This window comes from Providencia sp. Marseille-Q8014, assembly GCF_965112055.1.
In genome coordinates this window covers 4,127,260-4,141,471 of record NZ_CBCOPT010000001.1, presented here as the reverse complement: position 1 = coordinate 4,141,471, position 14,212 = coordinate 4,127,260, and the positions used below count along the sequence as shown (strand labels likewise).

Annotated in this window: 13 protein-coding genes and 1 pseudogene; 6 read left to right on the top strand and 8 right to left on the bottom strand. The window is 46.5% G+C overall.

Features of this window, described 5'->3' with window-relative positions; all coding sequences use genetic code 11:
• Nucleotides 1–22 precede the first annotated feature (22 nt).
• On the bottom strand, nucleotides 23–988 hold the full coding sequence (locus ACWPW6_RS18570; protein WP_001255888.1) for an integrase domain-containing protein: 966 nt from the start codon (nucleotides 986–988) through the stop codon (nucleotides 23–25).
• 1,103 nt (nucleotides 989–2,091) lie between these two features.
• Between ACWPW6_RS18570 and ACWPW6_RS18565 the strand changes: the two genes are divergently transcribed.
• Complete coding sequence (locus tag ACWPW6_RS18565; RefSeq protein ID WP_000556384.1) at nucleotides 2,092–3,027, top strand: hypothetical protein; 936 nt, start codon at nucleotides 2,092–2,094, stop codon at nucleotides 3,025–3,027.
• A gap of 571 nt (nucleotides 3,028–3,598) precedes the next feature.
• Here the strand turns inward: ACWPW6_RS18565 and ACWPW6_RS18560 are convergent.
• Together ACWPW6_RS18560 and intI1 are read right to left on the bottom strand one after the other, a co-directional pair.
• Nucleotides 3,599–4,534 carry a BsuBI/PstI family type II restriction endonuclease gene (locus ACWPW6_RS18560; RefSeq protein WP_000929142.1) on the bottom strand — a complete coding sequence of 312 codons (936 nt, stop codon included), beginning with the start codon at nucleotides 4,532–4,534 and terminating at the stop codon, nucleotides 3,599–3,601.
• Nucleotides 4,535–4,634: 100 nt separating this feature from the next.
• On the bottom strand, nucleotides 4,635–5,648 hold the full coding sequence (gene intI1 / locus ACWPW6_RS18555; RefSeq protein WP_000845039.1) for a class 1 integron integrase IntI1: 1,014 nt from the start codon (nucleotides 5,646–5,648) through the stop codon (nucleotides 4,635–4,637).
• A gap of 156 nt (nucleotides 5,649–5,804) precedes the next feature.
• Between intI1 and dfrA1 the strand changes: the two genes are divergently transcribed.
• The 5 genes from dfrA1 to ACWPW6_RS18530 all read left to right on the top strand — a co-directional run bounded on the left by dfrA1 (nucleotide 5,805) and on the right by ACWPW6_RS18530 (nucleotide 10,060).
• Complete coding sequence (gene dfrA1 / locus ACWPW6_RS18550) at nucleotides 5,805–6,278, top strand: trimethoprim-resistant dihydrofolate reductase DfrA1 (protein ID WP_000777554.1); 474 nt, start codon at nucleotides 5,805–5,807, stop codon at nucleotides 6,276–6,278.
• A gap of 703 nt (nucleotides 6,279–6,981) precedes the next feature.
• Nucleotides 6,982–7,329 carry a quaternary ammonium compound efflux SMR transporter QacE delta 1 gene (locus ACWPW6_RS18545; RefSeq protein WP_000679427.1) on the top strand — a complete coding sequence of 116 codons (348 nt, stop codon included), beginning with the start codon at nucleotides 6,982–6,984 and terminating at the stop codon, nucleotides 7,327–7,329.
• Nucleotides 7,323–8,162 carry a sulfonamide-resistant dihydropteroate synthase Sul1 gene (gene sul1, locus ACWPW6_RS18540; protein WP_000259031.1) on the top strand — a complete coding sequence of 280 codons (840 nt, stop codon included), beginning with the start codon at nucleotides 7,323–7,325 and terminating at the stop codon, nucleotides 8,160–8,162. The genes ACWPW6_RS18545 and sul1 overlap by 7 nt, the downstream gene beginning before the upstream one ends.
• 127 nt (nucleotides 8,163–8,289) lie before the next feature.
• A complete protein-coding gene (locus ACWPW6_RS18535; RefSeq protein ID WP_000376623.1) occupies nucleotides 8,290–8,790 on the top strand; it encodes a GNAT family N-acetyltransferase in 501 nt (166 codons plus the stop codon).
• A gap of 505 nt (nucleotides 8,791–9,295) precedes the next feature.
• Nucleotides 9,296–10,060 (top strand): IS6-like element IS6100 family transposase, encoded by a 765-nt coding sequence (locus ACWPW6_RS18530; RefSeq protein WP_001389365.1) that lies wholly within the window; start codon nucleotides 9,296–9,298, stop codon nucleotides 10,058–10,060.
• A gap of 139 nt (nucleotides 10,061–10,199) precedes the next feature.
• Here the strand turns inward: ACWPW6_RS18530 and ACWPW6_RS18525 are convergent.
• The 5 genes and pseudogenes from ACWPW6_RS18525 to ACWPW6_RS18505 form a co-directional block, all read right to left on the bottom strand.
• Nucleotides 10,200–10,265 (bottom strand): annotated as a pseudogene (locus tag ACWPW6_RS18525) (EAL domain-containing protein); the annotation flags it as partial.
• 139 nt (nucleotides 10,266–10,404) lie between these two features.
• Nucleotides 10,405–11,439: a DUF4365 domain-containing protein gene (locus ACWPW6_RS18520; RefSeq protein WP_001143643.1), complete on the bottom strand. Its 1,035-nt coding sequence runs from the start codon at nucleotides 11,437–11,439 to the stop codon at nucleotides 10,405–10,407.
• Between the two features lie 276 nt (nucleotides 11,440–11,715).
• Nucleotides 11,716–12,789, bottom strand: a complete 1,074-nt coding sequence (darG, locus tag ACWPW6_RS18515) for a type II toxin-antitoxin system antitoxin DNA ADP-ribosyl glycohydrolase DarG (RefSeq protein ID WP_154623505.1) — start codon at nucleotides 12,787–12,789, stop codon at nucleotides 11,716–11,718.
• Nucleotides 12,790–12,800: 11 nt separating this feature from the next.
• A complete protein-coding gene (gene darT, locus ACWPW6_RS18510) occupies nucleotides 12,801–13,445 on the bottom strand; it encodes a type II toxin-antitoxin system toxin DNA ADP-ribosyl transferase DarT (protein WP_154623506.1) in 645 nt (214 codons plus the stop codon).
• Nucleotides 13,445–14,014, bottom strand: coding sequence for a DarT ssDNA thymidine ADP-ribosyltransferase family protein (locus tag ACWPW6_RS18505; RefSeq protein WP_154623507.1), 570 nt, complete (start codon nucleotides 14,012–14,014; stop codon nucleotides 13,445–13,447). The genes darT and ACWPW6_RS18505 overlap by 1 nt, the downstream gene beginning before the upstream one ends.
• Nucleotides 14,015–14,212 lie beyond the last annotated feature (198 nt).

Genomic DNA, 14,212 nt, shown 5'->3' with positions numbered 1-14,212 from the left:
CTCTTACCCATTTTTCCATCAATTACCCCAAATAACTATTTGTCACATCGATGCGACCGTGACCCAATTCCAAAGCCACTTCAGTTCTGATTTCTTTGTCCAGCATTTTGGCGTGAGCTATTGATACTCCAAGTTCTTTGGCTAAATATTCATAGTGCTCTCGCCCATGTTTAACACCTGCTTTTACCGGGCAATCAGCACGCATCAAAGTTTTGTAGCGCGTTTGAGCGTAGTGGTGCCGTTCGCCGTGGAAGTTCACCGGATGGCGGCCGATCTCCCGGTAGGCTTCTTGCCGAAACTCACGATAATTCTTCTCGGCGGGGATCATGCTGCGGCCATCCTGTATGGCGGCGGCTCGCTGGAGTGCCGTAATTTGAGCATCACTGGTGATCGGAACAGTGCGCGCCCGGCCACCCTTGGTGCCATCTTTTATGCTCACGGAGCCAGTTTTCTCGGCCTCTCTTAGTGCTCTGGCTGCATCCAGCTTGGCCGATTCCTCGAACCGCAGACCGAAATTACGCTGTAGTTCCAGCAAAGCCCCAAGGCGCTCGGAGGCTGCCCCCATTGCGGCATTATGGGAAGCTTCCGAAACACTTCGGTCGCCAGTGGCGATACCTGAGCGCTTTGGAAGTCCCCCCTCGGAGACAGGATCTACACGTACCTGTCGGTCGCCACGCGCAATCTCCATCACCCGATTCACTGCGCTCAGGTAGTTCTGCGCCGTGGATGGCGCAATTTCTCCCCGCTCGTAGCGATCATTAAGGTGCGCCGCATAAGCGACCAAATGAGCCTTTTCTATATCCCGCATGTCCTTTATGCCCTGTTCGGACTTAATCCAAGCGCTAAAAACGCTCCATCGGTCATGAATAGTGGCTATGGACTGAAAACTCTTCATCCCCTCCTTGAGAGCGTTCAGGGCAGCCTTGTTTATATCTCGGCTACGAAGGCCAAAATTCCGTGAATCCGGATTAGTCCGCTCTGAACGCATTGTTCCCCCTAACTCTGTTAATCAAAATTGTTATTTTGTTGGCCCGTCCGTATCCAGTGGTAAGTGAAACGCAGTTTTTTAATTAGCTCTGCATGCTAAGGCCAACGTTGGGATCTTGCCCAAACACAGGACAGTTAAACCCGATGTCCACGGTCATTAATTACGAACTGTACTGCTATGGAGCGAACTGCTCATTCCATTGGCTGGTCTGTTCCGACGGAACAAACTGCCAGCAGATCCGGCTGGTACTGTCGTGTCATTCTTTGGAAAGGAAAGCGCGAAGCGCGCCAACCGCCGAAGGCGGTATAATTCGCGCACATTCGTGCGCGGTGCGAAAGCCTAGAGCCCTTGAGGCTCAAGGCTTCCGTCGGGGGCTCTACCCCCGTCTCTGTTTACGCCTACGGCGACAGAGACGGGGTGGAGCATCGAGCAAGTTGGGTATTCCAACACTCGTCCTGATTTTGAGGGTGGTCCTCTTTGGTTTGGCAGCTCGGAATCGAGTACCAAGGACACGATATTGCTTTGAGCAAAATCGCGGTATGGAAGCCTTTTAACTTGTGCAATACACAAGCACAGGCAGCAGCATAACGCTGCAAGTATAAAGATGATAAACATCGAGTCTTCCTCCGGGGAGATTGTTACAGATGGAGGAATGCCCATAGGGGACAGTCCCCCTGAGGGTTAAGAAATGAAGGCAATCGCCTTAGTTTTGCAGAATGCTGTTTGAAGGCCAGCTACCAAAAACACTTTATATACTAATCAAATGGATACAGTAGTCAAGTCGAGCATAACATCGTAATTTGATAACCTTTAGGTCGTTTTTGGATGGCTTTTTGATGCAGTACAGATATAGTAACCATGAAGTTTGCTTGAGAAGTGGCTTTTAGATTGTTTTTCGATTGCTTATGAATGTAAAGCTCAACATTTTTTATCAGCAAGCTGCTTTTCGGTGGCGTTTTGGTTATTTAGATCAATCTAATTTAAACAATCAACCGCCAACTGAAGTATCGAAGTTACAAGCACCAACCTAAGTTATAGGTGCGAAAAATATTTAACACACAACTCACAAACAGTAATGAGAATCAGTAATAAAAGGTATAATAATGCACTCAGTACACATGTCATCATTCAGAGTTTTAACTAAGCAAAGATCAAGAAAATCATACAAGCTTGGAGAGTTAAATGGTGATAACAAACTGAGCGCCTATGAAATTACAAAAAAAATACTCCAAAGCAAAGTTAACATCCCTCTGGAAGATCAAGATTCAAAACTAATTGTATCTATACCAACAGGAAACTTAACTTTTGATGATTCAAAAAGAATTATATATGGCTATGTAAATGCGGGCCGTTATGGAGAAAACTACACTGTTAGACAGAAGACTCTATCATCAACAAATCATAAAAAAGTAACTCATGATGAAGTCACTGAGAAAAAAAGATATATTTTTATCTATCTACCGGATAGCTTAGATACTGGAATTTTTGCATTCCATGAAACATCTCGATTAAATGCAAGAACTCCAATAAAAAGCACAGTAGAACTTGGGTTTAAAGCGCACAATCCTTCATTGGAAGCGAGAATACTACCATTACTACACAAAGATATACCTCAAACTATTAAAGACTCCCCTGTAATAGAAATAAAAGCTATTGGCTATAAAACAAGTAAAGACACCGCAGATGCCATGCGATTAATTGGTGACAGAATGACCGCCGACTTTGTAATAAAAAACAAAGGTTATTCAATGGGCTATATCAATGATTATCTCGGAAAATCTCCTTCACAAAATAAGTTAATAGATATTTTAGAGCCAAATAGTGATAAAATAAAAATAACAGCACAGGTGAATGGAAAAAATAAAATTTATGATTTAAGAAATATAATAGCAAAAGGCGTATCTGTAACGTTGGATGATGCAAGTCTGAATATAAATCCAATAACCAACGAACCTAATCAAGCCGACCTACATAACTGTGTAAAAGAAGAGATAAATGATTATATTTGTGAAATATACGGCAAAGGATATTGTATATGAATAAAATAAATATATTTTTCTTGATAAAGAATCACATCTCCAGTTTTAAAAATGAAGATTCAGATAGTTTATCTAAATCAGATATTTTCTTTCATCTTATATTCCCAATCATAGCTTCTGGAACAATATGCTTTTTATTCAAAGTAATGCCGAGCTCAGTAGTTGGCATAATGGTTAATTTCGGAGCTATAACAACAGCATTATTAATGAGTGCTGTCGTAATGGTTTATGATCAAAAGAGTAAGCTCATAGATAAAAAAGATAATGAGACTATCGCAGATAAAATAACCTCTTACTTGAAGCACATAAATCTTTACAAAGAATTATGTCACAACATTTGCTATGCAATCCTTACATCAATACTAATTGTAATACTTTCAGCAGTAATTTCCTTCTACGATTCGAAAATCAACACTGGGTTTAGTTACTACTTTTTTATTACATGTTCATTTTTTTGCTATTCATTATTTATTTCTACAATGATAACATTTCTAATGATATTAAAAAGATTCAGTATTATATTAGATAACTAAGAACAGTATAGAGGTATTATACTGTTCTGTATTAAAAATCATAAAAGCTCTGACAAAATTATAGAACTGCCATCTCTTAGCTCAATTAAATTATCTGGCTCAGAACAAAACCACGCATAAGTTCCCCACGCGAGTTCTGACATTGCTTTTTTGAATGGAGCGGCTGAACGATCTTGAAATGCAGTTACAAAAGCAAGATTCTGGGCAGAGAAGCCAGCTTCAATAGCTATCTCAGTTAGCTTCTGTTTACGCATAGAGTTAATTGGACCATCTGAAGCAACAATTTCAATAAAAACAAATAACATGTCACTACCGTCAGTCTTGGTCCCAAGATCAACTAAAATAACGTCAGGTAACGTTTTTGAAGGGTCAATTTTGAGCTTTAACCTACTCGCAAGATCAATACCAACCTTTTCCCCTGACTGAGACAACCATAATACGGCTGGCGTCTTTAAAAACTTCCGAGCGAATTGTTCGATCACCGCCTTACCTATTACGCCTGACGGACCAGACTCAAGCATTACTAACCCAGAATTAGGTAATGTCGCGGTTATCTGATCTGATGCTGCGGCAGTGGCATGCGCACCAAGTAATCGAATTCGACTTAAAGCGGCAGCATTAAGATGAGAGTTCTGCCAGCTACGAATTAAAGCCTCTAAATCATCCCCAATTAAATCTACATTGAACAGAGCTGCAAATGCTTTTGACATTGCGTATTTAGGAAGAGGAGTTGTCACGGGCAAACCAGTGCGTTCAATAACGGCACCAAGGGCTATAAACCCATATCGAATAGTTTCATCTCTGACAGGTTCTCGAGAATTTGGAGCATACCAGGTCGTAACAGGCCTATCTTTCTTACTAGATAGCGCCTGTGTCGTTTTCAGAAGACGGCTGCACTGAACGTCAGAAGCCGACTGCACTATAGCAGCGGAGGGGTTGGATCCATCAGGCAACGACGGGCTGCTGCCGGCCATCAGCGGACGCAGGGAGGACTTTCCGCAACCGGCCGTTCGATGCGGCACCGATGGCCTTCGCGCAGGGGTAGTGAATCCGCCAGGATTGACTTGCGCTGCCCTACCTCTCACTAGTGAGGGGCGGCAGCGCATCAAGCGGTGAGCGCACTCCGGCACCGCCAACTTTCAGCACATGCGTGTAAATCATCGTCGTAGAGACGTCGGAATGGCCGAGCAGATCCTGCACGGTTCGAATGTCGTAACCGCTGCGGAGCAAGGCCGTCGCGAACGAGTGGCGGAGGGTGTGCGGTGTGGCGGGCTTCGTGATGCCTGCTTGTTCTACGGCACGTTTGAAGGCGCGCTGAAAGGTCTGGTCATACATGTGATGGCGACGCACGACACCGCTCCGTGGATCGGTCGAATGCGTGTGCTGCGCAAAAACCCAGAACCACGGCCAGGAATGCCCGGCGCGCGGATACTTCCGCTCAAGGGCGTCGGGAAGCGCAACGCCGCTGCGGCCCTCGGCCTGGTCCTTCAGCCACCATGCCCGTGCACGCGACAGCTGCTCGCGCAGGCTGGGTGCCAAGCTCTCGGGTAACATCAAGGCCCGATCCTTGGAGCCCTTGCCCTCCCGCACGATGATCGTGCCGTGATCGAAATCCAGATCCTTGACCCGCAGTTGCAAACCCTCACTGATCCGCATGCCCGTTCCATACAGAAGCTGGGCGAACAAACGATGCTCGCCTTCCAGAAAACCGAGGATGCGAACCACTTCATCCGGGGTCAGCACCACCGGCAAGCGCCGCGACGGCCGAGGTCTTCCGATCTCCTGAAGCCAGGGCAGATCCGTGCACAGCACCTTGCCGTAGAAGAACAGCAAGGCCGCCAATGCCTGACGATGCGTGGAGACCGAAACCTTGCGCTCGTTCGCCAGCCAGGACAGAAATGCCTCGACTTCGCTGCTGCCCAAGGTTGCCGGGTGACGCACACCGTGGAAACGGATGAAGGCACGAACCCAGTGGACATAAGCCTGTTCGGTTGGTAAGCTGTAATGCAAGTAGCGTATGCGCTCACGCAACTGGTCCAGAACCTTGACCGAACGCAGCGGTGGTAACGGCGCAGTGGCGGTTTTCATGGCTTGTTATGACTGTTTTTTTGTACAGTCTATGCCTCGGGCATCCAAGCAGCAAGCGCGTTACGCCGTGGGTCGATGTTTGATGTTATGGAGCAGCAACGATGTTACGCAGCAGGGCAGTCGCCCTAAAACAAAGTTAACCTCTGAGGAAGAATTGTGAAACTATCACTAATGGTAGCTATATCGAAGAATGGAGTTATCGGGAATGGCCCTGATATTCCATGGAGTGCCAAAGGTGAACAGCTCCTGTTTAAAGCTATTACCTATAACCAATGGCTGTTGGTTGGACGCAAGACTTTTGAATCAATGGGAGCATTACCCAACCGAAAGTATGCGGTCGTAACACGTTCAAGTTTTACATCTGACAATGAGAACGTATTGATCTTTCCATCAATTAAAGATGCTTTAACCAACCTAAAGAAAATAACGGATCATGTCATTGTTTCAGGTGGTGGGGAGATATACAAAAGCCTGATCGATCAAGTAGATACACTACATATATCTACAATAGACATCGAGCCGGAAGGTGATGTTTACTTTCCTGAAATCCCCAGCAATTTTAGGCCAGTTTTTACCCAAGACTTCGCCTCTAACATAAATTATAGTTACCAAATCTGGCAAAAGGGTTAACAAGTGGCAGCAACGGATTCGCAAACCTGTCACGCCTTTTGTACCAAAAGCCGCGCCAGGTTTGCGATCCGCTGTGCCAGGCGTTAAGGCTACATGAAAATCGTACATTACGAAGCGAATGCACCATGGATAGGAAGAATGAAATGCCCAAACCCAAAGTGTGGGAAGGAAACTCCTGCCTGGCAATCGAGCGGCATGAGCGACAGTTGCCCGCATTTTTTCTGTGATACTTGCTCGAATGTAATCCATAGAGAGCAGGACCATGCATTACTGTATGAAAATGAAATCAATCAAGAGCTCTTGGATCGAATAGCAGCAACTCTTCCAGATTGCCCTTGCGGGGGTAGGTTTGTTCCTGGTGCAAACCCAAAGTGTCCGAGTTGCAAGACCGAGTACGTGCACCAATGGGATGCAGTGAAAAGGTTGAATGTACCTTTTATGCCAATCTTGGATGGTTCCTGCTTGATTCGAGATAGGCTGTATTCGTATGAAGTATGCATTGGTTCTAAACCAAAATACTGGTGGCGTTTGTTCACAAATGCCTTAACAAGTTTAGGCAAGGGACGCTCCTGACGTCGCGCCCCTGCTAAAAGCGTTAGATGCACTAAGCACATAATTGCTCACAGCCAAACTATCAGGTCAAGTCTGCTTTTATTATTTTTAAGCGTGCATAATAAGCCCTACACAAATTGGGAGATATATCATGAAAGGCTGGCTTTTTCTTGTTATCGCAATAGTTGGCGAAGTAATCGCAACATCCGCATTAAAATCTAGCGAGGGCTTTACTAAGCTTGCCCCTTCCGCCGTTGTCATAATCGGTTATGGCATCGCATTTTATTTTCTTTCTCTGGTTCTGAAATCCATCCCTGTCGGTGTTGCTTATGCAGTCTGGTCGGGACTCGGCGTCGTCATAATTACAGCCATTGCCTGGTTGCTTCATGGGCAAAAGCTTGATGCGTGGGGCTTTGTAGGTATGGGGCTCATAATTGCTGCCTTTTTGCTCGCCCGATCCCCATCGTGGAAGTCGCTGCGGAGGCCGACGCCATGGTGACGGTGTTCGGCATTCTGAATCTCACCGAGGACTCCTTCTTCGATGAGAGCCGGCGGCTAGACCCCGCCGGCGCTGTCACCGCGGCGATCGAAATGCTGCGAGTCGGATCAGACGTCGTGGATGTCGGACCGGCCGCCAGCCATCCGGACGCGAGGCCTGTATCGCCGGCCGATGAGATCAGACGTATTGCGCCGCTCTTAGACGCCCTGTCCGATCAGATGCACCGTGTTTCAATCGACAGCTTCCAACCGGAAACCCAGCGCTATGCGCTCAAGCGCGGCGTGGGCTACCTGAACGATATCCAAGGATTTCCTGACCCTGCGCTCTATCCCGATATTGCTGAGGCGGACTGCAGGCTGGTGGTTATGCACTCAGCGCAGCGGGATGGCATCGCCACCCGCACCGGTCACCTTCGACCCGAAGACGCGCTCGACGAGATTGTGCGGTTCTTCGAGGCGCGGGTTTCCGCCTTGCGACGGAGCGGGGTCGCTGCCGACCGGCTCATCCTCGATCCGGGGATGGGATTTTTCTTGAGCCCCGCACCGGAAACATCGCTGCACGTGCTGTCGAACCTTCAAAAGCTGAAGTCGGCGTTGGGGCTTCCGCTATTGGTCTCGGTGTCGCGGAAATCCTTCTTGGGCGCCACCGTTGGCCTTCCTGTAAAGGATCTGGGTCCAGCGAGCCTTGCGGCGGAACTTCACGCGATCGGCAATGGCGCTGACTACGTCCGCACCCACGCGCCTGGAGATCTGCGAAGCGCAATCACCTTCTCGGAAACCCTCGCGAAATTTCGCAGTCGCGACGCCAGAGACCGAGGGTTAGATCATGCCTAGCATTCACCTTCCGGCCGCCCGCTAGCGGACCCTGGTCAGGTTCCGCGAAGGTGGGCGCAGACATGCTGGGCTCGTCAGGATCAAACTGCACTATGAGGCGGCGGTTCATACCGCGCCAGGGGAGCGAATGGACAGCGAGGAGCCTCCGAACGTTCGGGTCGCCTGCTCGGGTGATATCGACGAGGTTGTGCGGCTGATGCACGACGCTGCGGCGTGGATGTCCGCCAAGGGAACGCCCGCCTGGGACGTCGCGCGGATCGACCGGACATTCGCGGAGACCTTCGTCCTGAGATCCGAGCTCCTAGTCGCGAGTTGCAGCGACGGCATCGTCGGCTGTTGCACCTTGTCGGCCGAGGATCCCGAGTTCTGGCCCGACGCCCTCAAGGGGGAGGCCGCATATCTGCACAAGCTCGCGGTGCGACGGACACATGCGGGCCGGGGTGTCAGCTCCGCGCTGATCGAGGCTTGCCGCCATGCCGCGCGAACGCAGGGGTGCGCCAAGCTGCGGCTCGACTGCCACCCGAACCTGCGTGGCCTATACGAGCGGCTCGGATTCACCCACGTCGACACTTTCAATCCCGGCTGGGATCCAACCTTCATCGCAGAACGCCTAGAACTCGAAATCTAACGTCCGTTCGGGCATCGAGGTCCATGTCGGGGTGGGACGGGCCCGTGGCTTCAAGATCACTTGCAGTCCGACCGCGATGTCTTGGTTGCGCGAGAGGTTGTCGATATCCTCCACTTCCATCATCAACCCTGGATAATGCCGCCGCCGTCATCGCCGCCGACGCCCGTGCCGGGCTTTTCGGGCCTGTCAGGCTTGCTCGGCCTTCAGCCTGCCTGGGCGAGATCTCCGGCGGACGGATTAACGGCGGAGCTTCGCCGCCTTTCGTGCGTGTGAAGGCCGAAGATAGTTCTCTCAAAAACATCCGTTTATGAGAGATACCAAATGTCATTTTCAGAAGACGACTGACCAGTTGATTGGGCGTAATGGCTGTTGTGCAGCCAGCTCCTGACAGTTCAATATCAGAAGTGATCTGCACCAATCTCGACTATGCTCAATACTCGTGTGGGCTCTGTTGCAAAAATCGTGAAGCTTGAGCATGCTTGGCGGAGATTGGACGGACGGAACGATGACGGATTTCAAGTGGCGCCATTTCCAGGGTGATGTGATCCTGTGGGCGGTGCGCTGGTATTGTCGCTATCCGATCAGCTATCGCGACCTTGAGGAAATGCTGGCGGAACGCGGCATTTCGGTCGACCATACGACGATCTATCGCTGGGTCCAGTGCTACGCCCCGGAGATGGAGAAGCGGCTGCGCTGGTTCTGGCGGCGTGGCTTTGATCCGAGCTGGCGCCTGGATGAAACCTACGTCAAGGTGCGGGGCAAGTGGACCTACCTGTACCGGGCAGTCGACAAGCGGGGCGACACGATCGATTTCTACCTGTCGCCGACCCGCAGCGCCAAGGCAGCGAAGCGGTTCCTGGGCAAGGCCCTGCGAGGCCTGAAGCACTGGGAAAAGCCTGCCACGCTCAATACCGACAAAGCGCCGAGCTATGGTGCAGCGATCACCGAATTGAAGCGCGAAGGAAAGCTGGACCGGGAGACGGCCCACCGGCAGGTGAAGTATCTCAATAACGTGATCGAGGCCGATCACGGAAAGCTCAAGATACTGATCAAGCCGGTGCGCGGTTTCAAATCGATCCCCACGGCCTATGCCACGATCAAGGGATTCGAAGTCATGCGAGCCCTGCGCAAAGGACAGGCTCGCCCCTGGTGCCTGCAGCCCGGCATCAGGGGCGAGGTGCGCCTTGTGGAGAGAGCTTTTGGCATTGGGCCCTCGGCGCTGACGGAGGCCATGGGCATGCTCAACCACCATTTCGCAGCAGCCGCCTGATCGGCGCAGAGCGACAGCCTACCTCTGACTGCCGCCAATCTTTGCAACAGAGCCTCCGTCGCCATGCTCACCTCGCTTTGGTGCACACGAGTATTGAGCATAGTCGAGATTGGTGCAGATCACTTCTGATATTGAACTGTCAGGAGCTGGCTGCACAACAGCCATTACGCCCAATCAACTGGTGCAGTCGTCTTCTGAAAATGACAATAGGTAAGTGTTCTAACTGTTCAATAAACGGTGGTTTTCTGGACAAAAAAAAGTCCGCATCCAATTTGGGTTGCGGACTTTTTGCACTTAATTATTGATAGATTAGATGGGTATCGTTGAGGTGAAAATCAAAAGCATTAAGAGTATGGGTAAAACCCACCATGTTCAGCGATATCCTGAATAATCAAACTGGATATCTCGCTGCCACTAGATGCTAACTCTCGAAGGTACGGTATAGCCTCAACACCTTTATCGACGGCCAAAATGAACGCTGCTGATTCTCTTAGTTCCATACTGTCGCAGCCATTCCTGATAATTCTGATTAGATACTGTGATGCACTACCTACACAGTTAATTACAGCTTCGACCGATTGCCCGATAGCTCCCCTCTGTATTCCGTTGTCATCGATCATGGACAGTAACTTACGTATGTCACCTTCATCAAACGAATTAAACAAGTCAGCGGCATAACATCTAATCTCTGACTTTATATCTTCGCCACTGTATGAAATATCGCCATGCCAAGGGATATGGGCTAGAAGATAAATGAGTAATCTAGGAATTTTGGCAATACTTCTTATTTTGAAAGCTCTAACCAACTCATCCCAGGTTTGGTATGTATTAGGAAATCGCCTAAATAACGTTGTTAAACCAAGCCAAGCCTCGTCATCATTACTGCTTCTAACAAGTCTTAAACTGTCTTCCAGAGAAATATTTGGCCCTCTCCCAGTAACCAAGGGCTTAAAGTAAGAAATGAACTTCTCTTCATCAAAGTGATTGGCACGACTCAAATCGAAACTAATGGAGCTAGCGTGAACGTTACTCTTCAGAAATTTCTTAATATCTGTCCAATAAGCCGTGTCGAGAGATGGTATGTAAACAACAGCAAAAAGGGGGACCTTATAATTTGTCCAGTAATCCCTATGAGTTCCTATCCTAAATGAACAGGAGTTTTTAGAACTATCATAGTAAGAGTCACCAGACTTGATCTGCAAAGCAAAAAGGTGGTTTTCTGGCTGACCATTTGAGTTTATCAACTCGCAAATCGCATCTATCCCAAGATCATTTTCCTGCTCAATCTTTTGAAACAAGCAGCCAACTCCCTCGATAACTCCTCTTACGTAGTTAATACCTTTCTTAGAAGTTACTAACGATTTTGCATAGGTTGGCATATTGGTTCCTCAATACCTTGAACACTGACGCAGAACGCATTTTTTAATATAATATGTTCTGGCAGTACAAAGTAACCGTACTTAGGTGAATAACCGAAATTACCCCAAATGCACGCCAATTTAATTATAATTAATTGATAATTAATGTTTTTTCACTTTCTGTATTGGGAAGTAAAAACTGATTTAACTCAGTGTGGTAGCAGCTTGCTATCTAATCAGCAAGCTGCTGTAAAACGGAATGGCTCTTTATAGGCTTAGAAAAGGTTTATTGGTTAATTAGCTATAGAACGGTATTTGTTTCAAATGATTTAATGCAAGTTCTAACTTATTTGAGTCAAATAACCTAAGTTTACGTTGTGCCCATCTATCCCCTGCTGGCCATTGGCGCATTCCTTCAAGTAAGGACTCAATATTAGGTGAAGATTGCTTTTTGTACAGCAACCAGTCTACAGTGGAGAGAAGTTCTATCCCGAAAGGAGATTCGAATCCATCAATAAGCTTCGTTGTCTTCTCTAGCGCGGATAAATAGTCTTTTGCTTCGGTTTTTAAATACAGCTCAATCGTAGCGCGTTTATCATCATTAAACCAAATTACGTCTAATGGACTACAATCACTAATCCGTTTTTCACTCTTGAGGTAGCTTCCATCTAGCCCGTTTAATAAGTGTCGTAACTTATCGGCGTAGGGACCATAGTTTCTGGCTTCAAACCTTAGGTTTAATGGATTTCTCAGCCCTTCAGCCTCTATTGTACGCTCTAAAAACCAAGCTAACTTTTGTATTTCCAATAGGCTACAATCCATCCCCATAACCCAATAACGACGGATAAGTTCTGCAATTAAGGCGCGGGCCGGCGTCAGTTTTTCAACACCCTTTGGCTTAGCAACATTTTGATATTTTGCTATTGGCTCATAAACAATAATTTTTACGTTTTGAATATCACCTAATATTTCCACAATATGAGGCTTGACATCATCCCAATTGAGACCGCCATTACCAGCCCCTAATGGCGGGATAGCAATAGATTTAACATGATTCTCTTCAATGAAATTACGTAGGTCCAATAAGCCATCAATAATCCACTGAATTTGAGATTTTGCTCGCCAATGCTGCTTTGTTGGGAAATTAACAATCCAACGAGGGCCCATGAGCTCCCCGGTTTCAGTAACAAACATTTTTCCAGTCTGCACTTCATGTGTTTTACATGCTTTAGCATATGCAGCCATATTGGCGGGAAAGCGCTCTTTAAACATTAATGCGATCCCTTTACCCATAACACCAACGGTATTGACGGTATTAACGAGCGCTTCTACGTCAGCTTCTAACAAATTACCTTGGGTAAATTCTATCATTATCAGCCTCCTTAAAAGTACCAGTTTGGAATGCAATGGATATCTAAATGAATCTCAAGTTGGCTGGCTTTTGCTTGAAGTTCTAGCTGGGTTTCTTTTGTGTAACAAACAGCACCTAATAGGGCTTCCATAGGAACATGTTTATAAATTAACGCTTCTGCTTGATACCTTTCAACTTTTTCAGGGTCATCAGGGTCACGGTGAAAATTGCGCTGCTGTAGTAAAGCCCAATCTATCTCCGCGAGATCTGTTAGCTGGTTATAGAACTGAGATGTTACAGGATACGCATGACGATCGGTGAAAACAAAAGGTATCTTTAGAGCGGCTATTTTATACATGCTGGAAACCAAGATGATAATATCATCATTGGGAACTTTTCGCACCCCACCACGGCCTGTATAAATATTATACATCATTGGCGAGAAAGGGGTGAAATAGAAAGGTACATAATCATTAAGTACCCCATTCGGCTGAATAGGTACATGACGTTGATTGCGGCGGTTAATCAGGTCTGTATTGCCAATAGTCACCCAATTAGGTGAATAATGTTCACTATTTCCTGCATATAAGCCATTGGCAAAAAGCCAAGGAATATTCTGACGATGGGTTATTCTCCAGATAAGTGCTTTTTCTGGGTTTAGGTTCATATACGCCATTAACAAAACATTCCTTCATTGATAGCAATTTCAAGGTTTAAATTAAGGGTCTTTAACTCTCTATTAACGATTTTTGAAACTTCCGGTGTGGGAACATAAATTTTGAAAAACTTTGATACCTCAACAACCGTTGGTGAAAGACATTCTGCCATACAAATGCTTTTGCTGTCAGGATCATGGTAATCACGTAGATTCATTATATCCCAGTTAATAAGAGCAAAGCCTTCATTGTAGTCATAAATTTTAATATTGGCTTCAGCCAAAGGGTGCCTTAGGATAATTTTCCAGTTTTCTTTTTGAGCTAACGCTCTTTTAATCGTAATGAGGACAAATTTTTCATCAGGAAAATTTTTTTGCACTCTGCCATCAAAGGGATTACGTGAAAACCAATGAAATGGAACATAGCTATCTAGTTGATGTTTTTTTCTTCCTTCGATGATCTCTTTGTCTGCAATATCATGAAATTTATTAATATCTACTCTTGGTTTTAACCCCTCAATCAATATATTTCTTATATTTTTCAAACTAGTAAGATGATAAATTAGCTTTTTTGTTTTGATATCATTCATCTAATATTCCTTTGATTATTATAAAAATAATATAATTAGAGTGTTAGTTTAATTATTCCATTTTATTATCAAGAGAATATCGCAATATATGGCAAAGGGCAGTGATAGTACTAACATCATTAAGAAATACTTATTATTCGGATGGTGCCTGCTTAACGTTAATTTTATCTTAATCCTTCTTTTTATTTTCCTTTTATA